The sequence below is a fragment of the Roseibium sediminis genome, assembly GCF_008711325.1.
In the GTDB taxonomy this organism is placed as follows: Bacteria; Pseudomonadota; Alphaproteobacteria; order Rhizobiales; family Stappiaceae; genus Roseibium; species Roseibium sediminis.
Window position 1 is genome coordinate 59,007 of sequence record NZ_VXDB01000014.1, and the last position, 23,548, is coordinate 82,554.

Sequence of the window (23,548 nt, forward strand, 5' to 3'; positions counted from 1 at the left end):
ATGACAGAGCTGACATTCGCCTATCCGGGGGATATCGACACGCCGACCGGCGGATATGTCTATGACCGAAGGATCATCGCCGGGCTGAAGCGGCTCGGTTGGACGGTTGATCTTCTTCCACTTGGGGAGGGGTTTCCGTTTCCGGACAAAGCCGTGGTTGAGAATGCTGTTGCACGGCTGCTGGAGCTTCCTGAAGGAAGACGGGTGGTGGTGGATGGTCTTGCTTATGGGGTTCTGGACGAAGCCGCGGCACGTCTTGGCGCGCATCTCGACCTGACCGCCCTTGTGCATCATCCTCTTTGCAAGGAGACGGGACTGTCAGCGGATGTTGCAGAAGCTTTTCTCGTGCAAGAGAAAGCAGCTGTTCGCGCTGTCGGTCGGATCATTGTCACCAGCCCGGCAACGGCAATGCAGGTGTCTGAACTGTTCGGCATCGCACCGGATGATATCCATGTCGTGCTGCCCGGAACAGAAGCAGAGCGACCGTCGGTCAAGCAGGTTTCTGACCCGACCGACGTGTGCGTGCGGTTGCTGTGCGTGGCAACGGTCACCCGCCGCAAAGGTTATGACCTTCTCATCCGGGCGCTGTCGACTTTGACCGCGTATCCCTGGCATCTTGATATTGTCGGAGACACAAGCCGCGATCCGGCGTGCTTTGCCGAAATTGAAACCCTGCTTGCGGAAGCGGGTTTGCAGGATCATGTCACTTTTCATGGCGCGGTGACGGCAGAAGAGCTTCCGGGCTTTTACGCGTCTGCCGACATCTTTGTGCTCGCAAGCCGCTATGAGGGCTATGGGATGGCGTTTACAGAGGCTCTGGCTCACGGTCTTCCAGTGATCGGCAGTGGTGGCGGTGCGGTGCGTGATACCTTGCCTGATGACGCCAGCATCTACTGTGAGACTGATGATGTGGAAGGTTTGAGAGCGGCGTTGGAGCAGCTGATCTCCTCGCCCGCTCGGCGGCAGCAGCTCTCCAGTGCAGCGCTGGTTGCTGCCGCACGATTGCCTTCCTGGTCAGATGCGGCAGACCGTTTTGCCAAAGCCCTGACTTCCAGACCTGCCGGAGCCCGCCCATGAGCACCTTTGACGCCGAATGGCTGGCGCTTCGGGAGGCCTACGATCTGCCTGCCCGCTCGGATGAAGTAGAGCAGGCGTTCATTCAGGCTTTGCCAAACGATCGTGTTCAGCTGATGGATCTTGCCAGCGGTTCTGGGGCAACTGTCACCGCGCTTTCGCATAAACTCCGGCAGTCCGGTCGGCAGGAGCAGAATTGGACGCTGATTGATTTTGATGCAGGTCTTTTGGCACGAGCGGTTGAAAAGCATGCAGGCAAGCCCGATCTGAGCGTTAGCGCCAGAACAGTCAATCTGGCCACCGATCTCTCCGCTCTGCCCTATCAGGATATCGATGCGGTGACGGCTTCGGCATTCTTTGATCTGGTCAGTCAGGAATTTATTGTCGAGCTCGTGGGGCATCTCGCGCGCCACCGGCTTCCGCTTCTTGCAAGCCTGACTTACGACGGGCGCACCGAGTGGACACCGCACAATGGGTCAGATGCAACGATCCTGGGCGCTTTCAATCAGCATCAGACTGGCAACAAGGGATTTGGTGCGGCATTGGGCCCAAATGCTCCGGCAATCCTTGCTGGTGAGCTGGAAAAGGCAGGCTACCGCGTGATCCGGCAAACATCAGACTGGGTGATTCCAACCGGACATCTGCCGATGCAGACCGCGCTTCTGGAGGGCTGGCTGCAGGTTGCCATGGAGTTGGAAGTAGATCCGCGGATACGCGCGAACTGGGATGCTGACCGACGTCGCCAGATGGCAGCAAATGGCCTGTCGATGACCGTTGGGCATGTCGATCTTTGTGCTATTCCTGAGGATTGACGGCCAGGGAGGCGATTTCCTTAGGGTTATTAGGGGTCTTCCAGCTAAGTCATTCCGCGGCAGAAATATTGAGAAACAAATCATATTTCAGAGAAAATGGTGCGGCATGGGGTCAGTTGAAAGAAAAACTAAAGATTGCACAAAATAAATAATACAACTGATGGGATATGTTCTTGTAATTAAGGTGGTTAGACAACGTAATTTAGATTTTGTTTACCAATAATATTGAGTCATTTTTTAACATTCATTGCAAGGATGCGTTAACTGAGTTGTTAGTTTTCAGGACGCGTATCCATGTCCCAAGTTATAAAAATCAGCCTGTGGGCGCTGTCTGCCCTGCTATTGGCTGGTCTGGTGGCCCTTCCCATAGGCACATCATCCCAGCTGGTGGTCGGACTCAGCCTTCTGGGAGCCCTGATTCTTATCTGGGCTTTCGTCCGGGCACCCATTCAAAGACCGCTGATGATGTGTGTCGGTACCATTCTGGTGCTGCGCTATCTCTATTGGCGCGTTTTTTACACGCTCCCCAACGTCCATGATCTTCCGGACTTTATCCCGGGCGTGATTCTTCTGGCGGCAGAATTGTTCTGCATCGGAATGCTGTTCATCAGCTTGTTTGTCGTCATGCGTCCCCTCGATCGGCCGCGTGCGCCGCAATTGAGTGATGAAGATCTGCCGACCGTTGACGTCTTCATTCCGACCTACAATGAGGAGATCGGGATTCTGATGGCGACCTTGGCAGCCGCCATCGGTCTCGACTACCCGACCCACAAGCGCACGGTTTACCTGCTGGATGATGGCGGCACGGACCAGAAGTGCATGTCGGATAACCCGGAAGCGGCTGCCGCTGCCAGGGAGCGCCGCAAGAAGCTCATGGCTTTGTGCGACGAAATGGGCGCGGTCTATCTCACCCGGTCGCGCAACATTTCAGCCAAGGCTGGTAACCTGAACAATGGCCTGCAGCATTCGACCGGAGAGCTCGTTGTCGTCTTTGATGCCGACCATGCGCCGACGCGGGAATTCCTGCGCGAAACTGTTGGGCATTTTTCGGTCGATCCGAAACTGTTTCTCGTTCAGACACCTCACTTCTTCCTTAATCCGGACCCGATTGAAAAGAACCTGTCGACCTGGCGTCGCATGCCGTCCGAAAACGAGATGTTCTACTCGGTCATCCAGCGCGGACTGGACTACTGGAATGCTGCCTTTTTCTGTGGTTCGGCCGCAGTGCTGCGTCGCTCGGCCCTCGCTGAAACGAACGGTTTCTCCGGCATCTCGATCACCGAGGATTGCGAAACTGCGCTTGAGTTGCACTCACGTGGCTGGAACAGCCTCTATGTCGACAAGCCCATGATCGCCGGTCTCCAGCCGGAGACGTTCTCGAGCTTCATTGGCCAGCGGTCCCGCTGGTGTCAGGGCATGATCCAGATCCTTTTGATGAAGAATCCGGTCTTCAAGCGAGGTCTGTCGCCAGCCCAGCGTATTTGTTACCTGTCGTCGGCGCTGTTCTGGGCGTTCCCGTTTCCGCGCCTGACCTTTCTGGTCGCACCGCTGCTGTTCATTTTCTTTGAACTTCGGATTTTCGTGGCTAACGGCCAGGAGTTTCTCGCCTATGCGGTGACCTATCTGTTGGCGAACATGATTCTCCAGAACTACCTCTTCGGGAAGGTCCGTTGGCCGTGGGTGTCCGAACTCTACGAGTACATCCAGTCGTTCTATCTCGGCCCGGCGATTGTTTCTGTTCTGCTGCGCCCCAAGAAGCCGACCTTCAACGTGACCGAGAAGGGACTCACCACTGATCGCGATTCGCTGTCCTCTCTGGCAGGTCCCTATTTCGCGTTCTTCGGCATCCTTCTTGTCGCGATGATCTATGGCGGATGGAAGTATTTCGATCAGGCCGTCGACAAGGATCTTCTGATCGTTGTTCTCATCTGGAACACGGCGAACCTTGTGCTCGCGGCGGGCGCGCTCGGTTGCGTGACCGAACGGTCGGAAAAGCGCAAGACACAGCGCCTTGAAGTCAACCGCAGCGGCTATCTGGAATATTGCGGGAAATACTACCCGGTCAGCATCTTTGATGCGTCAAGCGAAGGCGCCGGGGTGTTCTTCCTGCCGAGCGCATCGCTGCCACCGCGCATCGAGGGGCATGCCTTGGGTAACCTCTACATCACGCCGGTCGATGGCAGCGAAACCACCACAAGCGTACCGATTATCGTGCGGCGCGGCCTCTCGTCGGGCGGGCGCACGGGCTATGGCGTGCAGTTCTGCGCCGTCTCCAGCCTGCACCACAAGCTGATCGCCGAGCTGATGTTCGGACGCGCGGATCCGCTCGCCGACTTCTGGAATGTTCGGCGGGTTGGCAAGGGCATCATTCGGGGGACGGCACACTTCCTCTCCATGTCCGCTCGCCAGATCTTCCGTGCAATCAAGATTGCCTGGCGCGACTGGGTGCCCCGGTCTTCGGGCACTCCGGAAACAAATCCGCCGGTTCCCCTTCAGGGCGCGTCTAGCCCACCGGCCGGGGTCCTCGCACCGGTGATGGAGAAATAGGTTCATGACCGCAATTTCAGAAAAAAAGCGCCAGAAGGCGAGTGGGCGTCATATGGCTCGGCTGAAATACTCTCTGGGGATTCTGGCATGCGTGGGGTTTGCGAGCCTGCCCGCGTTCGGTTTGGAACTCCAGACACTGGAGCTTCCCGATACCGCGTTCCGGCCGCTTCCAGCTCTTTCGACCGACCTTCGCCTGACCGGGGAGGCCGACTATCGCGAATGGCCGGTTTATCTCACCGCGTCGCAGGCGGAACAGAAGCTCGTTTTCGAGGCCGCTCTGACATCTGCTGTTTCCGTCATGCCAGAAGGATCGCTGATGCGCGTGACCGTCAATGGTCATGTCATTGACGAGCGGTCGATTGAGGCAATCGGCAAGCAGCAGCTGATTGCGTTCGATGTTACTCCCGGTGCATTTCAGCCTGGCTACAACGTGGTGCGTATGCAGATGCTGCAAAGGCACCGTGTCTCTTGCGAAACGGCTGCCACCTATGAATTGTGGACCGAGATAGATCCCTCACGGACAGGCCTGCGCTTTGAAAAGCCCAGCCTGGATCTCCTGTCCTTCAAGGATATTGCCGCTCTCGCGCCTGACCATCGCGGCGCAATTCGGCTCAGGGCCGTTCTTGGACCAAATCCATCTGATGCGCAACTGACGCGCGCGGTCCGGGTCTTGTCTGCTGTCGCCGTCACTTCAGGCTTCACCTACCCCTATGTGGAAGTGGTCGGGTCCGGAGGGGCTGGCGATGGTCTTGATCTTTTCATGGGAGATGTCGATCAATTGACGGCGCTTGGGGCGCCGCTCATTCCCGAACTCAACACACTTGCCATCACGGAGAACGGATCAGGGGTCTCCTTGGTGATCCATTCAGATGATGACGACACTGTCGACACGCTGGTCGCGCAAATCCTGGAGAACGGTCAGGACTTTTCTGCTGACGAAGCGAACAAGACACTCGGCGCCCTTTCCCGGGCCCTGAACAAGACTGTGGAACCCGGCTCTGAACTCTCACTGTCGGAACTGGGGGCCGAGACCATCGAGTTTAACGGTCGCCTTTTGCGGACCCACTTCAATCTGCGCATGCCGGAGGACTTCTATCCGGTTGAAACGGATTCGGTGGAGCTCAATCTGGCTGGAGGATATTCGTCCGAGCTGCAGGACAACAGCCAGATTGTTGTTCGTGTGAACGGTCTGATTGCTGCCGGTATTCCGCTTTCCCAGAAGGATGGAGAAGTCTTCCAGCAAAAGACGCTGCGTCTTTCGCTGGCCAAGTTCCGCCCCGGCGTAAATACGGTCGAAATCTCCACGCAGCTTATCAAGGCGCAGGACGAAGATTGTGACACCCTTGCCGCACTGAGCGCACCACCTCGGTTCCTGCTGCTGGACGATACCAAGGTCAGCATTCCGGAACTGCCGCGCATTCTGGCGCTTCCCTCATTGAATGCGGGTCTCACTGGTGGTCCAGTTGGTGAACGGGATCAGCTCCAGCGTATTTTCATCCCTTATTCCGATCCAGGCATGATGTCGGCAGCGGCAACAATTGCGGTTCGTCTCGGACTGGACAGCGAAGGGCAGGTTCCCGCGCAGATTATCTATGGACGCCCGGATCAGGAAAGCGGCGGCGCGATCATCCTGGGCTCGCATTCGAACCTGCCGCAATCAGCTTTGAAGAGCGTCGGGCTTTCGCCGGAACGCATTCAGACCGCGTGGACGCAACCTGCTCCCTACTACGAGACGGCCGAGTACGTGAACATTCACAGCTCCGTTCAAAGACGCGTTGTCTCTTTGCAGTCGATCAGCGATCAGGAGCCGTTGATGACGGCGTCCATCGGTTCAGGTCCGGAGGCGCCGCAGGTGCAGAAGCCGATCGTGCTTTCAAGCCTTCCTCGCGCCAATGATGCCGAGATCATGAAGCGCTGGGAGGAGAACGTCGACGGCAAGTGGAACATCAAGAATTCGCTGGCGGGTATCGGCGAAATCCTGACCGGTACCGAAGAGCTAGATGACGAAGTCACGAAGGATGTGGGGTCCACGACATCGCTGGTCATTGCGCAAGGAGAAGCCGCCGGGAGCAAGGACGGGTTCTGGACTGTGTTTGCCTCGCCAAGTTCCACCATTCTTGCCTTGTCCATTCAGGACATCGTCAGCCCTCATCGCTGGAGGCAGGTGCGTGGCAAGGAAGCGCGGTACGACATGATTGCCGACACGATCGAAGTTACATCGATCGCGCCGACCCGGTACTTTATTACGCAGCCGTATTCACTGAAGAACTGGCGGCTGGTCACTGCAGGGTGGTTGTCGAGGAACCCGTTCATATATGCAGGCTTGCTCCTTGTTGTTGCGGTTTTCGTCGCATTCACAACGCGCATGATGTTGTCCTTGAACCGGAGGGGTCAGTGATGATCCGGTTCCTGTGGGCAGTTCCGATCCTGTGCCTGGCAGCGGTTACGACGCAGCCCTATTGGGGTGAGCCGTTTCACAAGGCCATGGCCTTCATGACGGCAGATGCCCCTGATCCGGCAGGCGAGGTGAAGGTGGAAGTTGTCAACGTCGCAAGGGTTCAGCCGGGAGCACGGCCAGTCGAATCTGCGGTTGCCGATCGTCTGAAGTCACCCGGATTCTGGAAGGCCTATCAGGACAGCTTTGTCAGCCCGCAAGGGCGTGTCATCGATACGGCCAATGGCAATATCAGTCATTCCGAAGGGCAGGGCTACGGGATGCTGCTTGCCTTGGCGGCTAATGATCGCAAGGCCTTTACCCGCATCTGGGACTGGACCCGCAGCCATCTGGACATTCGCAGCGACGCGTTGTCGGTCTGGAAATGGGACCCGCAGACAGCTCCCAACGTCACCGACGAAAACAATGCGTCAGATGGCGACATTCTGATCATCTGGGCTCTGAACGAGGCGGCCAAATATTGGAAAGACGACAGCCTGAAGGATGTTGCCCGAACCAAGACCAGGGATCTGGCGCGGCTTGCCATCACAAGGGTTGGTGAACGGGATCTGCTTTTGCCGGGAGCGCGAGGGTTTTCGGAAGGAGAGCGGCAGGACGGTCCGGTCGTCAACCTGTCCTACTGGGTGTTTCCGGCCTTCGCCGCGCTTCAGGAGCTTGACCCGGATACGGACTGGACCGGTATTCGCGAAGCCGGGCTTGATCTGCTGGCAGGCAGTCGGTTCAGCTCCCGCAACATGCCACCTGAATGGCTTGCCCTTGGGGGAGACCGGCCCAAACCGGCCGAAGGCTTCGAAACCGTCTTCAGTTACAACGCGGTGCGCATCCCGCTCTACCTCGCCTGGTGGGGCGGAGGAGAGCGGCACCTGCTTGCTCCTTTCGTTGCAGCCTGGTCAGACAGCGCACCCTCAATCGTCAATCTCAAGACAGGTCGGTCCAGAGGTCACCTGTCGGGAGACGGCTATCGCGCGGTTGCCGATCTCACCTTTTGCGCAATGAACGGTAAGGCGCTCCCGCGCGATGCGGACCAGCTGACTGACGAACACTACTATCCGGCGACCCTGAAGGGACTCGTCCTGATCGCTTCCAATCACAGGTATCCCGAATGCAGACAGAGTTTCTAACGCGCAGCTCGCATATTGCCCTGATGGTTGCCGCTCTGTGGCTGTCCTATCCGGACATCGCATGGAGCAACGCGACTGCTGTCATTCAGGTCGATGAGAGCGCTCTTCGCTACTATGCCTCGCAGAACAATCGGGAACGCGTGGATGCCGAGATCCGGCGCTTGAAAACGCTCCATCCGAGCTGGGCACCGCCGAATGATCTCTACAAGGCCGACAACTGGATCAACCCGGAACGTGACCTTTGGGAGCTCTACGCGTCCGACCAGCTGAGTGATCTGCGACAGGAGATCAGCCGTCGTCAGCAGAAAGATCCGCAATGGCAGCCGTCTTCGGACCTCCTGAACAAGGTTGCGGTAAAGGAAGCACGCATCCGGTTGATCGAGGCCTCTGACGGCAAGCGCAATGGCGAGGTTGTTCGTCTGGTCGAAAGCCAGCCGCTCCTCCTGACAATTGAGGACCTCGACGTTCTGTGGCGTGTCGCTGAAGCCTATTCCGATACTGGCGCCGTTGCCGATGCTGCGGACCTCTATCTGCTTGCCCTTGGCAGCGGATCGGTGTCTGCCGACCTGAAGCAGGCGACTTCGCAAAAGGCGGTTGCGGCCCTGCCGTTGGATGAGGCTTCGGAGTTGTTGGACAAGCTTCGCGACCGGCAAAAGCAGGGGACGCTCGATTTCGAGATTGGTCCACTTGCTCGCCAGATCGGACAAAGGTGGATTGCCGGGTATCTGGAAGGCAATTTTACCGAACAGCCGCCAACTCATCTTGTGGCAGCGCTGGAGGATGATCCTGACAATGATCCGCTGATGGTGAGCGAACGATTGCTCGCATGGTATGACCGGATTTTGGGGCGGCACGGCGAAGCGCTGCGCAGGTTCGATGAGGTTTTGGCGAACGGACCGAATGCCGATGCGACGCTGGGACGTATCCTGTCGCTTGAAGCGCTGGGCCGTGTTGGCGAAGCCTGGTCCCTTGCGCGGGACATGAAGGAAGCTTCTCCACTCATTCGAACGGCTTTCGTGCGCCTGACACTTTACACCGTCAATGGCAGCGGACTGGCAGCGCTTACCGCGGACGATCTGAAGGCATTTGCTGACGACATTCGCGAAGCACGGGATCCGGCGGGCGCTTCCGCTCTGGCGTGGTTTGCGTTCAAGGCAAACCAGATGGAAGCTGCTGCCGGCTGGTTCTCGACAGCACTCAAATGGGGTGGTGGGTCGAAGGATGCCGAGGGCCACATTCTCTCGGTGGAGAAGCTGACCAACACACACGAAGCAATGAAACTTCAGGCGGCATATGTCCAGCGCTACCCTGAGCTTGGTGCCCTGCGGCTCAAGCCTGCCGTTGTGCACAAGGGCGGCTCGGGGCGGTCCAGCAGCAATGGTGGCAGCGGTATTGGGCCGGCTCTCAAGGCACGCGAACGGGGAGATTCGCGAGGCTGTCTAACAAAGCTCGCGGCCCTGCCCAAACAGGGAGCGGATGCGGAATTGCTGCGAGGCTGGTGCCTTCTGGATCTGGATCGTCCGGAAGAAGCCGCAAGGTCCTTCGATATTGCCATGCGGGGCAAGCATCAGGTCGCAAAGGATGCGGCTTACGGACGATCTTTGGCGTTGCTGCGTGTGGGACGAACATTTGACGCTATCGAAAGTGCCGGACAGGTGCCGCAAACACGCGTCCGTCGCCATGAACTTGCCGCCGCTGCACTCGCCCAGACTGCAACGTCGGCATTCGATGCCGGCAACTATGTTGAGGCTCTGGAAGCATTGAACAAGCGTCGCGCCATCACCCGCGAACCGCGCGACCTCATGCTGCTGCGTGGCTGGGCCCTCTACTACACGGGGGATCGGCAGCAGGCGGCAAGTCTGTTCCGCTCGCTGGATCAGCAATTGTCCACCAAGGAAACAAGATCTGCCGTCATGCAGACAAGCGGGATATGGGGAGGAGCGCCAGTTAATGGGAACCGATAAAAGACGCCGCCAGTTACTGGTTCTCCCGCTCGTTGCTGTGATCGCTTCCTGCGGGCAGATCCCCTATGCCCAGAATGCGTACAACAACTCGCCGTTCTCCGGTGATAGCGTGGCTGCCTATGCCGTAAACGCCCAGCGTCCACTTGCCGAGTTGCCATTCGGAGCGGGAAGGGTGATCTCGGTCAACGAGAACCCGGACGGACTAGACCTTGTCCAACGTATCGTTTTGCAAGGGGAACCAGGCACGATCGGGACAAACTATATCGACGTTCGCCTTGTACGCAGCGCGACCGAGCGACCGGCCATGACCGACGCAGAGCTTTTGAAGGAGTTGAGAGCGGCAAACCCGGAGCGGCGTATGTCGATCTCCAGCTATATGCCCGCCAACAGCTACGGACCTTTTGGCGTAGCGAGTGACGGCATCGGCTGCTCGTATATTTGGCAGAACATAAACAGCAACTCGCGGAACAATTTCAGTTTCTTCCGTAAGCCCGCACTGAGAGCTGTAAATGTGCGCGTTCGCCTGTGTCAGGGCCGTCCGAACGAGAAGCTTGCGATTTCCTACATGCAGCAACTCCGGTTGTTTGTTGGTGGGGTTCCGCAAAGCGAGACCGCAACAATAGCCGGTGTTGATGACCTTTTGATGCAGGAGCCGGAACCCGTGCGTCCGGCACCTCAAAAGACAAGGCCGGTCACGCCGACGGTCGCCTATCAACCGCCCGCGGTGCGGCAGACACCCGTCGCTCAGCTGGAACAGAAACCGTCGTATCTGCTGCCTGTCCCTCCGGCGGACATCCCGAATGTGCCGGCAAGACAGTTTCCGTCGGCCATAACGCAGGAAGTCCTGCTGACACCTGTTACTCCGGAAGTTCCGGTTATGCAGCCGGTGGTGCCAACGACCACAGCTGCCCCGCGTGTCATCTTCCCGCCAGTCGCAACAGAACCTGTACCGACTTCCGGGGATGTGGTGACCACGGCCGCGATACCCATTCCCTTGCCGTAAGGGGATGTAGATACGGAAATGCACTTTCGGCACACATGCAGGCGATCGCCTGTGTGTGTTGCCAAGCCGTCGGGCGCATTCTTGTAATTGGTGTCAGGATTTTTAACAGTTACTTTAAGTTGGTGTTTTAGGGCTATATCGACCAGACACATTGCCGGGTTCCGCTGCGAACCGCGACTAAACCTTGAGACAGGGCTTTAGAGATGAACGATATTGTCCGCGAGTTGCTCGCCAAGCATGGAAGCCTGCCGGTTTCCGTGGACCAGATTTCTGATGATGCCGATCTATATGATGCCGGGCTGTCCTCCTTTGCCTCCGTTCAGCTGATGCTGGCTCTGGAGGAGCATTTCGATGTGGAGTTTCCCGAACACCTTCTGAACCGGAAGTCGTTCTCTTCGGTGGAAGCCATCGTAGCTGCTCTTGCGGAGATCACCGGCGACCAACAGGCAGCCTGACCATGACAGCAGCAGGGCCGGTAACGGCATCAAGCTTATCAGACCGCGCGACGCGGGTTGCCAAGAGTGCTTCGGAGTGGGCAGACAAGGTTGATCGAGAGGCACGGTTTCCTGCCGAAGCACTGTCCGCATTGAAGGCCGAGCGGCTGATGGGCGTCATGATCCCGGCGGAATTTGGCGGCGAAAACGCGTCACTGACCGAAGTTGCCGATATCTGCGTCATTCTCGGACAGGCCTGCGGCTCTGCCGCAATGGTCTACGCGATGCACCAGATCCAGATCGCCAGCCTGTGTGGCTATGCCGTGGGCAGCGGTTGGCATGAAGACCTGCTGCGCCGGATCTGTGATGAACAGTTGCTGATCGGGTCGGCTACAAGTGAAGCAGGCGGGATTGGCGGAAACCTCCGCAACTCGATCTGTGCCATTGAGAGCGAGGGCGATCGCATTCGCCTGGAAAAGGACGCGACCGTCATTTCCTACGGCGAAGCGTCCGATGCGATCATGGTGACCTCGCGCCGCCACGCGGAGGCTGCCGCCGGAGATCAGGTCTCCACCGTATTCATGAAAGACCAGTACACACTGGAAAAGACGTCCAACTGGGACACGCTCGGCATGCGAGGGACCTGTTCCGACGGGTTCATTTTCCGCGGAGAGGGGAGCAAGGAACAGATCCTGCCGCGTCCCTTTGCTGAGATCGCCGCACAATCGATGCTGGCGGTTTCGCATCTGCTATGGAGCGCGCTGTGGTACGGAATTGCCGTTGACGCGTTCAACCGTTCCCAGTCCTTCGTCAAGGCGGCTGCTCGCAAGAACCCGGGGCAGACACCTCCCGGAGCCCTCCGTGTTGCCGAGGCCGCAAATCTGCTTCAGCAGATCAAGGGCAATGTGGTGTCCGGCCTGAAGCAGTTTGAGCAGGCGAAAGGAAATCCCGACGCGCTGAATGCCATGAGCTTTGCGGTTGCCATGAACAACATCAAGGTGGGGACGTCCCAGTCGATCCTGACGGTGATCAACCATTGCATGCTGATCTGCGGGATCATGGGATACAAGAACGGAACGCCCTACAGTCTTGGTCGCCATCTGCGTGACGCCCATTCGGCTCAGCTGATGATTTCCAACGACCGTATTCTCGGCAATACGTCCAACATGCTTCTGGTCAACAAGCCAGATCCCAGCCTGGCAGGATGAGGCATGAGTTCATCGAAATCATTTCTGGACCAGCTGTTTGAAAGCCGCATCCTGCATGCCAGCGGGGTGGACGGTCTTTATGCGCGAAGTGGTACGTTCGAGGATGTGGTCAGCCGCTTTGAGACATTTGCGCTGACTTTCGGCGAGCACGAGATCACCGAAGCCATGGTGTTCCCGCCCGGCATGCCCATGGCAGACTTTGAGACCAGCGGCTACATGAAGAACTTCCCGCAGTTGGCGGGGACCGTCCATGCATTTTGCGGCGGCGACCATGATCACATGGGCCTGTTGCAATGTATGGCAGCGGGCGAGGACTGGACCAAGGGGCAGGAAGCAACCCAGGTCGCGCTCATCCCTGCGGCCTGCTATCCACTCTATCCGATTCTGGCGAGGCGTGGCGCTCTGCCGGAGAACGGGGCCTATGTCGCCTTGCAATCCTACTGCTTCCGGCATGAACCCTCGAAAGATCCTGCGCGCATGCAGATGTTTCGCCAGCGGGAATATGTGCGTGTTGGAACCGAGGACCAAGCGATGGCCTTCCGGGAGACCTGGAAGGAACGCGGTCAGGAAATGATGAAGCGCCTGTGTCTGCCGCATGAGGTCGATATTGCCAATGATCCCTTCTTCGGTCGGGGCGGACGCATGATGGGGGCCAGTCAGCGTGAGCAGGCTCTGAAGTTCGAGATGCTGGTTCCGATCAATTCGGTTGAAAGCCCCACCGCCTGCATGAGCTTCAACTACCACATGGACAATTTCGGAAAGGCCTGGGACATCAAGCTTCAGGACGGGTCGCCGGCCCATACGGCCTGTGTCGGTTTCGGCCTTGAGCGGATCACCCTCGCGCTCTTCCGCCATCACGGGCTTGATGTTGCCGCTTGGCCGGAAGACGTCCGCAAGGCCCTTTGGGGTTAAGCCGTGTCACACGCCATTTTCCCGGACATCGATCCCGCGACCTATCAACGCCACGCCCTTCATTCGGCAGAGCGCGACTGGCCGGAGACCAACTGCTATCTGGATGTCTGGATCGAACTGTTGAACGCGATGGGCCTTCCGCCGGAGGCCTGTCTGGGGTCCATGATCACGCAGGACTTTGAAGGTGATCAGTTCACCTTCTTCAAGGTACCTTTGGAGGACCTTGAAACCCTGTTCGGCATTCGGGTCACCGAGCTTGCGATCTATGACCGCGTTGAGGTTCACGTTCTTGAGCAGCTCGCACGGGGCCGTCTGTCACTTGTCGAAGTCGACAGCTTTTTCTTGCCGGATACCCAAGGCTTCGGTTATCGCCAGTTCCATGGCAAGACGACGATTTCGGTGAACCGTCTCGACCTTGATGCCCGCAGGATGGATTATTTTCACGGCCTGTCCCACTACCGGGTGGAAGGGGATGATGTTGACGGCATTTTCCAGCGGGGGGACCACGCCCGGGACTTGCCGTTCATGCCGTATACGGAGTTCGTGAAACTTCCGGAGACCTTCCCCGAGACCGGGCAAATTGCCGACCGGGCCTTGCATCTCCTTCATCACCACATGGCGCGGCGACCGGCTGAAAACCCCATCAAAGCCTTTGCAGCTGTTCTGCCGCATCAGGTGAGCCAGCTGTTAGACAAGCCCTTTGAAGCCTTCCATCTTTATGCCTTCAACACGTTGCGCCAGCTTGGGGCAAATTTCGAGCTGTTCGCAACGCATCTCGAATGGCTTGGTGCACATGGGGCAGGAGAGTTTGGACAGGCCGCAGAGCATGCTCGCCAGATTTCCAAAACCTGCAAGACAGCGCAGTTCCAGCTGGCCCGTGCAGTGACGCGCAAGAAGACCGACAAACTTGAAATACTGCTGGAGTCTGCCGTTGAAGCCTGGGACAACCTCGTTCAGACTCTGGACACTGTCCTTGTGTCCAAACAGGCCGCCGCTTCGTGAGCGATAACGCAATTCACCTGCCTGTCGTCTCTCCCCGAGGATGGGAGATCAGTCCGCCGGAACAGGTTCTCTCCGGAGGATGGAGATTGCTTGTAACGTGCGCGGGGGAATATGCAGATGCGTCGCTTCTGCCCGCGACGGGTGATTGGATCCCGGCACCGGTTCCGGGCACCGCTGCAAAGGCGCTTGCTGAGGCAGGGCGCTTTGATCCCGCTGATCCCTTGCCGCTGCATGACAAGGATATCTGGTACGTCACAAGTTTTCGGTCCGAGCAGTCCGGACCACGCCGGTTGGTCTTCGGTGGTCTGGCGACACTTGCAGAAGTTTATCTGAACGGGGAAAAGGTTCTAGCGAGTGAAACCATGTTTTCAGCGCAGGAGGTCTGCGCGCGGGTCGAGGAAAACAATACGTTCGCCATAGTCTTTCGGGCACTGGAGCCAGAACTTAGCCGCAAAGGGCCAAGGGCCCGATGGAAGACGCAGCTGACCCCGTCACAGGGCCTTCGCCACCTCAGAACGACGCTGCTTGGCCACATGCCCGGCTGGTGTCCGGATGTGCACGCGGTCGGTCCGTGGCGTCCAATCACCCTTCATGAAGTGGATGCCCCGTGTCTGCGCGATCTCGCGATCAGGGCGGATCTCGCACATGATGGCACCGGACATCTCTATGTCTCTTTTGATTGGAACAAGATCGGCGAAACCGCGATCGTTGAATGCGCGGGCCGATCCGTGATGCTTGAAGCTCGGGCGGACGGGAAAGTGGCTGGCGAGTTGTCTTTGCCGGGCATTGAGCCGTGGATGCCTGCAACGCACGGAAACCCGGCCCTTTACGACATCTGGCTGGGTTTTGGCGGGCAAAAGATGCATCTGGGAAAGACCGGGTTCCGCAGGATCGAGGTGGATCGCGGCTCGGATGCGAAGGGCTTTGGGCTTCATGTGAATGGCGTGCCGGTATTCTGCCGCGGAGCTGTCTGGACCACCGCTGATCTCGTCGGCTTGTCGGGTGATACCGACACTTGTCGCCCGCTGCTGGAGCTGGCGCGGGATGCAGGCATGAACATGCTACGCATCGGCGGTACGATGGTCTATGAAAGCCGCGCGTTTTTCGATCTCTGCGCGGAACTGGGCATCATGGTCTGGCAAGACTTCCAGTTCGCCAATTTCGATTATCCGGTCAGCGATGTACCGTTTTCAGCCGCGGTCAAAGCGGAAGCGGACCACCAGCTCACTCTCTTGCAGGGCAATCCCGCGCTGACCGTTCTGTGCGGGGGCAGCGAAATCTATCAGCAAGGCGCGATGATGGGTTTGCCTGAAAGTCGCTGGCGCGGTGAGCTGACGCGCACGGTGCTTGCTGACTGCAGCCAAGAGCGAAGACCGGATGTACCTTATGTGGAGAACGCCCCCTGCGATGGGGCCATGCCGTTTTCCTCCAATGAGGGCATAGCGCATTATTACGGCGTTGGGGCTTATCGGCGGCCTCTTGAGGATGCCCGCCGGGCTGATGTCCGCTTTGCAGCTGAATGTCTCGGCTTTTCCAATGTGCCGTCCGCGCAATCCCTCACGGAGTTCGGTCTCGCAACGCCGCATGGCCCGGGCTGGAAGGCCGGTATTCCGAAGGATCGCGGCGCGGACTGGGACTTTGAGGATATTCGCGACCATTACCTCAAGACCTTGTACGGAATAGAACCGGAGGCGTTGCGGCGGGAGCGCCCTGACCGGTATCTCGATCTGTCGCGGTCCGTGGTTGCCGACATTCTGGAGGCCACGTTTGCAGAGTGGCGGCGGCAAGAAAGCAGCTGCAAGGGGGCTCTGGTCTGGAACTTTCAGGATGTTCGGCCCGGCGCCGGGTGGGGAATGCTGGATGTGGCAGGGCGGCCCAAGGCGTCCTATTTTGCGCTCAAGCGAGCCTTTCGCCCGCTGCAAGTCAGCCTGACCGATGAAGGCACAAACGGCCTGATGGTTCACCTCGCTAACGAGACACCGAACGAACGACATGTGCAGTTGGAATTGACCTGTCTGCGAGACGGGCGATTGCCGGTGGTCAGGGGCGCGCGGGACCTCACCCTTGCATCCCGGGATGCTCTGACAATTGCAGCAACAGACATCTTTGGCGCGTTCTTCGATACCACATATGCGTTTCGGTTCGGCCCGCCGTCTCATGACGTGACCTTTGCGCGTTTGACAGATCAGGCAACAGGTGAACTGCTTGCCGAAGCCACCTATTTTCCTCTCGGGTTTTTTGACGAAAAACACCCGCTGGAGCTGGACTGCACTCTCACAGAACGCGACGACGGGACATGGGAGCTGGAGCTGGAAACACAGCGCAGCTGGCGCTTTGTCCAGATCGACTGTCCCGGGTATCGTTCTTCCGACGACGGGTTCCATCTGCATCCCGGTGCAGCACGAAAGATCCATCTCTCCCCTGAGACTGCATCGGTAACGTCCTCGCGCCCGAAGGGAGCGCTCAGGGCCTTGAATGCGGACAATGCGGTGGTGTTTTCCGGATAAATCAGGTGCCGGGCCGGGCTGTTGCCAGATCTTCGAGCTTGTCGAAAAGGGCAAGCCTTGCAGGCCGAGGCGTCAGGTTATGGTCGGCACCCGGAAGGATCATCAAGGATGTGTTCGGATAGGCTGCGAGCCCCTTTTGACCCTTGCCGAAATACAGCGCGAGCTGCTCAAGGCTCTGATCTGCATCACTGCAAACGAAGTGCATCGCAACATCACGTTCTTTAAGTGCGCGGAACATCTTGTGGCATTCGGCGCGAAACCGGGCGTGTTTCGAGATATTCGGAAAGATCGGTGCCAAGAGATGTGACAGTCGGGTTTTCGCATGGCTGCCAAGACCGCGAAGAACGCCCGGAATGGAAATGTCACCCGTAACGAGGCGCTTGAGTGTTTTCGGATCGACAAAGCGCTTCTTGTAATCGCCCATGGATCTCGGGCCCATGCGGGCCGGGTCGGTGAGACTTTCCTCCGGGTCCCAGATCAGGCGAACCTGATTGCAGAGCAGCAGCTGGCTGATCCGGTCATCCCGATAGGCCGCGTGAAAGGCGGTGTAGGCTCCGCTGCATCTGCCAACCAGGGTGATCGGGCCTTCGTGACGCTTGCGAAGGAAATCCAAGATGGCATGCGTGTCGAGAATTGGTCCGTCCGAATATAGAACCTGTTCCGGCGCTCCGTCCTGCGGGCCGCTGTCGCCGATATTTGCGAAGTCGACGCGCAGCGATACAGCGCCCTTGGCCGCAAGGCGTCTTGAGGCATCGACCCACGCGCGCGCCCAGCCGCCGTGGTGGTCATAGCCTGAATTCAGGAAGACAAAGACCGGGGCATTTTGGGTGATTGCCCTGGGGCGGCATTCGATTGCGTAAAGCCCCGGTGCCTCGCCGATGTAATGCCCTTCTTCCTGAAAGTCTGACCCGTCAAGAGCGGCTGCCGGGGGAGGCATATTTTCGGTCCGTCGGTTTGGTCTGGAGTTGCTCTCCGCACACCAGTCAGCAATCTCGTCAAGGAGAGTGTGGGGAATAACCGAAGCTGTAGGGTCCTCCATCAACCGGTCATAGCCGACAAAGGAAAGTTCATCGATTTTGCTTCCGCTCTCTCTCAAACCTGATGAAAACTGCTGGTCAGCGTCAATGCCGGGGCGGGCGACGACAAGGGACGGTTTTGTTGTCGATGGCGTTGTGGCGGATTTGATGTCGGAGACCAGCCGGTCGTCCATCACCAGCCCGGCGATCGAGGTGGCATCCTTTGCAAGAGCAGTTTCCGGCAACCCCAAGCCTTCGATGATCACTTTGGCGCGAAGGGTTGTTTCGCGGAAATAGCGCCGCGGACTTGTCACAGGAGCCGCATGGACAACACTGCGAACAGAAGGGTGGTCGGCGAGAAGGCCTGCAATAAAGCTCCCGAGGCCAAAGCCGAAAAGAACCACATCCTTGCATCCACTCTGGCGCTTCAGCAATTCGATCCCGGCTTCTGCCGCCGCTAACCAGCTTTCAAGGCTTTGGCCTTCAGGTGGATCAAGGGCATCCACGGTTCCCGGATAATCGAACCGCAGGGAGGTCATCCCCTTTGCAGCAAGGCGTTCGGCGAGCGCCCTGAAGAACTTGCGGGTACAAAGCTCGTCAAACCCCCAGGGGCGCAGCAAAAGCACGCTGGTTGCAAGCCGATCTTCTGAGGGCGGAAAGGTGAGGATGCCGTGGCATCCGGCGAAAGCGACCGGAAGGGTGTTAGAGGCGGCACTCATGGCTTCGCATCGTCTTTGCGAGACACCAGAAGCAGGAGAACGGCAATGCTCACATCACGCAGGCGCTGCGGAATGATATCCGGCAGGTTTCCATCAAGAGCCAGGACATCACCGATTGGAATGCATCTGAACAGGCGCAGGGACACGAGATAGGCAGCCGCTCCTGCCAGAATGGCAAGGCACAGCCCGACAAAGCCAGAATAGGCGACGAGCGTCAGGTGGGCAGCGAGTGCGCAGGCTGCCCCGGAGAGAAGCAGTTTTGCCATGTTCGCCAGATCAAACCGCACGCTCAAGCGATGCCAGCAATACCACAGAAGCCACCCAAGCCAGATGGAGTGAATGGCTGCGCGGGTCCATGCCGCGCCAATGCCGCCCCAATTGGGAACGACCATGGCGAGAGCTGCGACGGAGACGACGGCCAGAATGGGTGTCGAATACAGAAAGAACGACGAATGCTCCCGCGCACTTACGGTCAGCGAAGGCACCAGGGAGAGGGCGGTGGCAAGGGCGGAGGCGACAATGATGATCGCCATTGGAATTGCCGGAGTGAACTCGGAACCAAACAGCAGCGGCAGCAATTCGGGAATGACCGCCGCTCCGCCAAAGCAAACCGGGATCATCAGCAAGGTTATCCAGCGCAAGACCCGTTGGTAGGTTGTGTTGATGCGGGTAAGGTCGTTGTTGTCGTGATGCTTGCCCATGTGAGGGGTAAGCGCGGCAACCATCTGCGCAGGCAGCTGCACTACAAGGCTGGCTAGGGTCAGGCCTGCAGCGTAGTAACCGATGTCGGTCGTTGAGAAATACAGGCCGAGAAACAGGATTTCGATGCGTCCCCAGATAAGCAGCCCCATACCATCCGAGAACCATTCGTTGCGGCCATGCGCTCGCATGCGCGGTTCCACTTCGACATCGTCTGCCGGGCGATGGCGAACATACTTGAAGATCTTGAGGGCTTGCGGAATGTAGCGCGCCACATAGCCGGCGAGCGCACCGGGTACGCCGAAGAAATATCCGCCGAGAAGGACGAGCGGGAGCTGGAAAAGGCAGCCGATGAAGACAAGGCGCCCCGTTTCGTCAAACCTGTTCAGCCCGCGAGCGGCAGCTTCGGCCACCGAGGCAATGCTGAAAACCAGAAACAGGACCGCAATCATCAGCCATGTGTCGGGCGAATAGGTGTAGTCACTTCCGCTGGCATGCAACCAAACACCGTAGCCTGCGAATCCAATCGTGGTGAGACTTACCGGAATAGCGAAATTTGGAAGGAGCACGCGTGTGAGGCCGCCGCCGGGGTTGCCGGGCCTGTCGAAGCCCGCCATGTAGCGGTTGAGGATGTGCGGGACACCGAAATTCGCCACGAGCGTCGTTGTTGTGGCCAGCCATAGCGAGAAGGCGATGGCGCCACTGCCTTCGGCGCCGAGTAGACGCGCAACGGCAATGCTGCAGAAAAATCCGAAAGTAAGGGAAACGATACCGGCCAGAGTGCTGAGTGCCGAGGCTGAAATGAAACTGGCCATGGATCTGTGTCGGAATACTCGGAGAAACAACAGGTTACGGAAGGATCACAAGAGATTGGGATTTTAGGCCATGTTCGTTAATTTTCCGAACCCAGAAGCCGTCTCAGGATGCGCTTCCTGACGATGCGACTGGTCGCCACGAGCCGAAGCATCGCCACGAAATCCCGCTTCGCCTTGGCTCGATGGAATGCCCCGATGGGCGCCATCTGGTCGAAGTCTTCGATGCGGCGGTCCAGCGCCTCAAGCTCTTCCGGTGACATCCGGTCTTCCATGTCAGTGCGGAGTTGGCGCAAGGCGGACAGGAGTGCCGTGGTGTCAGCGGAGCTGCGCGAATGGGGCGAAGCAACCTTGCTAAGAGGGCCGACTGGCAGGGCGTAGACATAGAGCGGTTCTTTGACATACAGCACCCGCGCGCCAGAAAGCAGGATCTGCAAGTTCAAAAGCAGGTCTTCGCCTGCCCGAATGCTCTCATTGTAACGAATGCCGTTCTCTTCAAGAAAGGACCGTCTGATCAAAGGTTGGAGATAGCCGAGATCATGTTCGCCCTCACGGCGCGCGCGCACAAAGTCGCTGAAGGTGAGCGGGCCGGTTTCGCGGTCAAGATAGATTGCCCCGGTTTGAGTTTTCGCGGTTGCATCGTAGCCCATGATGTTATCGGCAATGAAGTCGGCAGTTTCGGATTGTTCGAGCAGATGCGATAGCCGGTTGGGAAGCCACCAGTCATCGGAATCAAGCAAACCGATCCACACGCCGGTTGCGGCATCGAGCGCAGCATTTCGGGCAGCCGATGGCCCCATGTTGCGGGCAAGACGGATCAGCTTCACCCGTGGTTCGTTGCCATAGCGGTCCTGAACCTCGATATACGTGCCGTCCGTCGAGCCATCATCCACGACGATGACTTCGACGGCATGTCCCTTTTGTTCAAGGGCGCTGTCAATTGCAGTCGCAATGCAGGCCTTTGTGTTAAAGCACGGTATAATCACAGAGACATCTGGTGCTTGCATCAGGCACTCGCCAAGGGATTGTCGGAAGACTATCAAGGAACCAGTGGTTCTATACCGCTGCGGATCGTTTCCGCAAATGAAGGATTGCTCACAGTCGTGAAATTGGCAGCTAGATGTCGCATTTTTTGAGAAACTTGAGACGTGTCGGTCGGGAGATCAGGGATGTGCCGCTTGGGCAACTCCCCGAAACCCTGACCGGTTTTGCAAAGCCTAAACTCGAAAAGGCATTCGAGGAGGCACTCTACAGGTCTGGCCTCATGGCCTTCTCAAGTCGTCGCTTTTCAGGTCTCGGCATTGCACTGATGTTCCACGAGATTCAGGATGATGTAGAAGGCGAGCTTTACACCGGCTGCCCTCAATCCCAGCTGGCCCGCATCCTTGCCGAGGTGAAGAAATCCGGGCGCGAGATCGTCACCATCGAGGAAGGGCTGCAGCGTCTGAAAGACCCGGCAAACTCCAAGCCCTTTGCCTTGTTGACCTTTGATGACGCCTATCGGGACAACCTGTCCAACGCACTTCCGGTTCTGGAGGACGCGGCAGCTCCCATGACGCTGTTTGTGCCAACGGGAATGATAACCCGCCAAATTGACACTTGGTGGTTGGGCTTGCGGGACCTCTTGCGTGTGAACCAAGAGCTGCATTTCCCGCCCATGGACCGTCTTTTCAGATGCACGGACCTTCTGGAAAAATCAGCGGCTCTTCGGCAGATTACGGCCTGGATTGGCACTGACCAGTCAAGGGCGGAGCAGCTTGGCAGCTTTCTCTCGGCGTTGGGCATTGACGGGCCAGCCCTTGTCGACCGCTATGCCATGGACCGGGAGACCTTGCAGGCCTTTGCAGCTCATCCGCTGGTGACTATCGGCGCTCATACGGACACCCATCGCATCCTTTCTGCACTCGACGACGAGACAGTTCTGACCGAATTCGTTTCCAACAAGGCGTTTCTTGAAGAGTTGACCGGTGTTGAAGTCAGCTATCTGGCTTACCCCTATGGAACGGAAGGGGCATGCGGATTGCGGGAGGCCGACATGGCAGCAAGAGCGGGGTTCAAGGGAGCCTTTACCACGCGCCCCGGGCACCTGTTCCCCGAACATCTCTCATCGCCATTTCTGTTGCCGAGAATTGATGTCGGCTATTTTCCGCAAAGGCAATCGGCTCTGGCCAGTCGGCTGACCGGCTTTCAGCGTGCGCGGCTGACGCGCTGGAGGGAACCGGTGGCGACCTTAACCTGAGGCACGGGTGCGAAGTATGTCCTCATAAAGTGCGACGTGCTTTTGCGCGATTGTTGACCAATCGAAGCGGTCCGCGATTTGGCTTGCCCGGCCACGGAGCTCCTTCAGGCTATCTTCGGACACGCCTTGCCCGAACAGCAGGTCAGCCGCCTGTTCCGGCGTATCCGCTTGAAGTGAGTTTTGACGGATCCAGTCCGGGGTGGCATCGCCGTATCTTGTGACCAGCGTACAGCCATTCACCAAAGCTGCAGCCATGCTGCCCCTGCGTTCATCCGCTCCAGAGGGAAAAGGAAGATAGGCGAATTCATGCGCAGCAAGCTGGCGGGCGACTTCGCTTGCCGGAAGATCGATATGCAGCGCGAACCCGATTTCTTCCGCCTTTGATCGAATATGATCGAGGAAGGCTTCCTTTCCGGCCACGGGTGCCCCTATTACCGATAGGCTCGCGGGATCGATGCCGGCTTTCTTTGCCAATTCAGCGAACGTGATGAAGTCTTCAAGGCCCTTCCCCGGCCAGAACAGGCCGAAATAGGCAACACTGCTCCGCCGCCGCTCCACTCCGTCAGCCTTTGGAATATTGCTGCCGATGGGAATGATATGGTCCTGTCCCTTTCGGGTCGGGTAACTTTTTGCAAACCGGTCCAGTTCTTCGGTGCGCGAAAACACCCGCGCAGCCATCTTCAAGGCGATCGGCGCAAACACGAACCGCCAATAGCTGCGGTAAATCTGAAACTCGTGCAGTGTAATTACCGTCGGGCAATCGAGCTTGAGGTATCCTGTGGTTGCAGGAAGGAGCGAGCGTTTGTACCCGATGCTGGGATATTGGACATGCACAATGTCCGGCGCACTTTGCCTGAGGGCGGCCCTGTAACGACCAGCATTGAAGATAGACCAGTCGTCCATGGCAATCCGGTCGACTTGAATTCCCTTATGCTCAAGGGCATTGGACAGCTGACGCGCGTAGTCGCCAACGCCGCATTTGCCTTCAGTCCAAGTTCCTGAAACCAGAGCTACTTTCATAGAA

General features: G+C 58.1%; 17 protein-coding genes. 13 read left to right on the forward strand and 4 right to left on the reverse strand.

The features are described from left to right. From F0155_RS14905 to F0155_RS14960, 12 genes are all read left to right on the forward strand, one after another. Nucleotides 1-1,077 carry a glycosyltransferase family 4 protein gene (locus F0155_RS14905; RefSeq protein WP_150525331.1) on the forward strand — a complete coding sequence of 359 codons (1,077 nt, stop codon included), beginning with the start codon at nt 1-3 and terminating at the stop codon, nt 1,075-1,077. After that, on the forward strand, nt 1,074-1,886 hold the full coding sequence (locus F0155_RS14910) for a class I SAM-dependent methyltransferase (protein ID WP_150525332.1): 813 nt from the start codon (nt 1,074-1,076) through the stop codon (nt 1,884-1,886). Before F0155_RS14905 ends, F0155_RS14910 begins: the two co-directional genes overlap by 4 nt. A 294-nt stretch (nt 1,887-2,180) precedes the next feature. Further along, nucleotides 2,181-4,433, forward strand: a complete 2,253-nt coding sequence (gene bcsA / locus F0155_RS14915) for a UDP-forming cellulose synthase catalytic subunit (RefSeq protein ID WP_150525333.1) — start codon at nt 2,181-2,183, stop codon at nt 4,431-4,433. 4 nt (nt 4,434-4,437) lie between these two features. Continuing rightward, a complete protein-coding gene (locus tag F0155_RS14920; RefSeq protein WP_150525334.1) occupies nt 4,438-6,831 on the forward strand; it encodes a cellulose biosynthesis cyclic di-GMP-binding regulatory protein BcsB in 2,394 nt (797 codons plus the stop codon). Next, nucleotides 6,831-8,009, forward strand: coding sequence for a family 8 glycosyl hydrolase (locus F0155_RS14925; RefSeq protein WP_150525335.1), 1,179 nt, complete (start codon nt 6,831-6,833; stop codon nt 8,007-8,009). The genes F0155_RS14920 and F0155_RS14925 overlap by 1 nt, the downstream gene beginning before the upstream one ends. Beyond that, nucleotides 7,991-9,973, forward strand: a complete 1,983-nt coding sequence (locus F0155_RS14930; protein WP_150525336.1) for a tetratricopeptide repeat protein — start codon at nt 7,991-7,993, stop codon at nt 9,971-9,973. The genes F0155_RS14925 and F0155_RS14930 overlap by 19 nt, the downstream gene beginning before the upstream one ends. Beyond that, nucleotides 9,960-10,976 (forward strand): cellulose biosynthesis protein BcsN, encoded by a 1,017-nt coding sequence (bcsN, locus tag F0155_RS14935; protein ID WP_150525337.1) that lies wholly within the window; start codon nt 9,960-9,962, stop codon nt 10,974-10,976. Before F0155_RS14930 ends, bcsN begins: the two co-directional genes overlap by 14 nt. A gap of 203 nt (nt 10,977-11,179) precedes the next feature. Further along, the gene (locus F0155_RS14940) at nt 11,180-11,431 is read left to right on the forward strand and encodes an acyl carrier protein (protein WP_150525338.1); all 252 of its coding nucleotides are present in this window, start codon (nt 11,180-11,182) and stop codon (nt 11,429-11,431) included. 2 nt (nt 11,432-11,433) lie between these two features. Continuing rightward, nucleotides 11,434-12,618 carry an acyl-CoA dehydrogenase family protein gene (locus F0155_RS14945; RefSeq protein WP_150525339.1) on the forward strand — a complete coding sequence of 395 codons (1,185 nt, stop codon included), beginning with the start codon at nt 11,434-11,436 and terminating at the stop codon, nt 12,616-12,618. A 3-nt stretch (nt 12,619-12,621) separates the two neighbouring features. Beyond that, entirely contained in the window at nt 12,622-13,530 is a 909-nt protein-coding gene (locus F0155_RS14950; RefSeq protein WP_150525340.1) for an amino acid--[acyl-carrier-protein] ligase, read from the forward strand. Nucleotides 13,531-13,533: 3 nt separating this feature from the next. Then, entirely contained in the window at nt 13,534-14,532 is a 999-nt protein-coding gene (locus tag F0155_RS14955; protein ID WP_150525341.1) for a DUF1839 family protein, read from the forward strand. After that, nucleotides 14,529-17,039, forward strand: a complete 2,511-nt coding sequence (locus F0155_RS14960) for a glycoside hydrolase family 2 protein (protein ID WP_192913821.1) — start codon at nt 14,529-14,531, stop codon at nt 17,037-17,039. The genes F0155_RS14955 and F0155_RS14960 overlap by 4 nt, the downstream gene beginning before the upstream one ends. A gap of 1 nt (nt 17,040) precedes the next feature. Here F0155_RS14960 and F0155_RS14965 read toward each other — a convergent pair whose 3' ends face one another. From F0155_RS14965 to F0155_RS14975, 3 genes are all read right to left on the reverse strand, one after another. Continuing rightward, a complete protein-coding gene (locus F0155_RS14965; RefSeq protein ID WP_150525342.1) occupies nt 17,041-18,774 on the reverse strand; it encodes an alpha/beta hydrolase in 1,734 nt (577 codons plus the stop codon). Continuing rightward, complete coding sequence (locus F0155_RS14970) at nt 18,771-20,288, reverse strand: lipopolysaccharide biosynthesis protein (RefSeq protein ID WP_150525343.1); 1,518 nt, start codon at nt 20,286-20,288, stop codon at nt 18,771-18,773. The genes F0155_RS14965 and F0155_RS14970 overlap by 4 nt, the downstream gene beginning before the upstream one ends. A 77-nt stretch (nt 20,289-20,365) precedes the next feature. Continuing rightward, the gene (locus F0155_RS14975; RefSeq protein ID WP_150525344.1) at nt 20,366-21,292 is read right to left on the reverse strand and encodes a glycosyltransferase family 2 protein; all 927 of its coding nucleotides are present in this window, start codon (nt 21,290-21,292) and stop codon (nt 20,366-20,368) included. Between the two features lie 113 nt (nt 21,293-21,405). Here F0155_RS14975 and F0155_RS14980 point away from each other — a divergent pair, with 113 nt between their 5' ends. Beyond that, nucleotides 21,406-22,524 carry a polysaccharide deacetylase family protein gene (locus F0155_RS14980; RefSeq protein WP_150525345.1) on the forward strand — a complete coding sequence of 373 codons (1,119 nt, stop codon included), beginning with the start codon at nt 21,406-21,408 and terminating at the stop codon, nt 22,522-22,524. Here the strand turns inward: F0155_RS14980 and F0155_RS14985 are convergent. Further along, nucleotides 22,516-23,544, reverse strand: a complete 1,029-nt coding sequence (locus F0155_RS14985; protein WP_150525346.1) for a glycosyltransferase family protein — start codon at nt 23,542-23,544, stop codon at nt 22,516-22,518. The genes F0155_RS14980 and F0155_RS14985 overlap by 9 nt on opposite strands. Between the last annotated feature and the right edge of the window lie 4 nt (nt 23,545-23,548).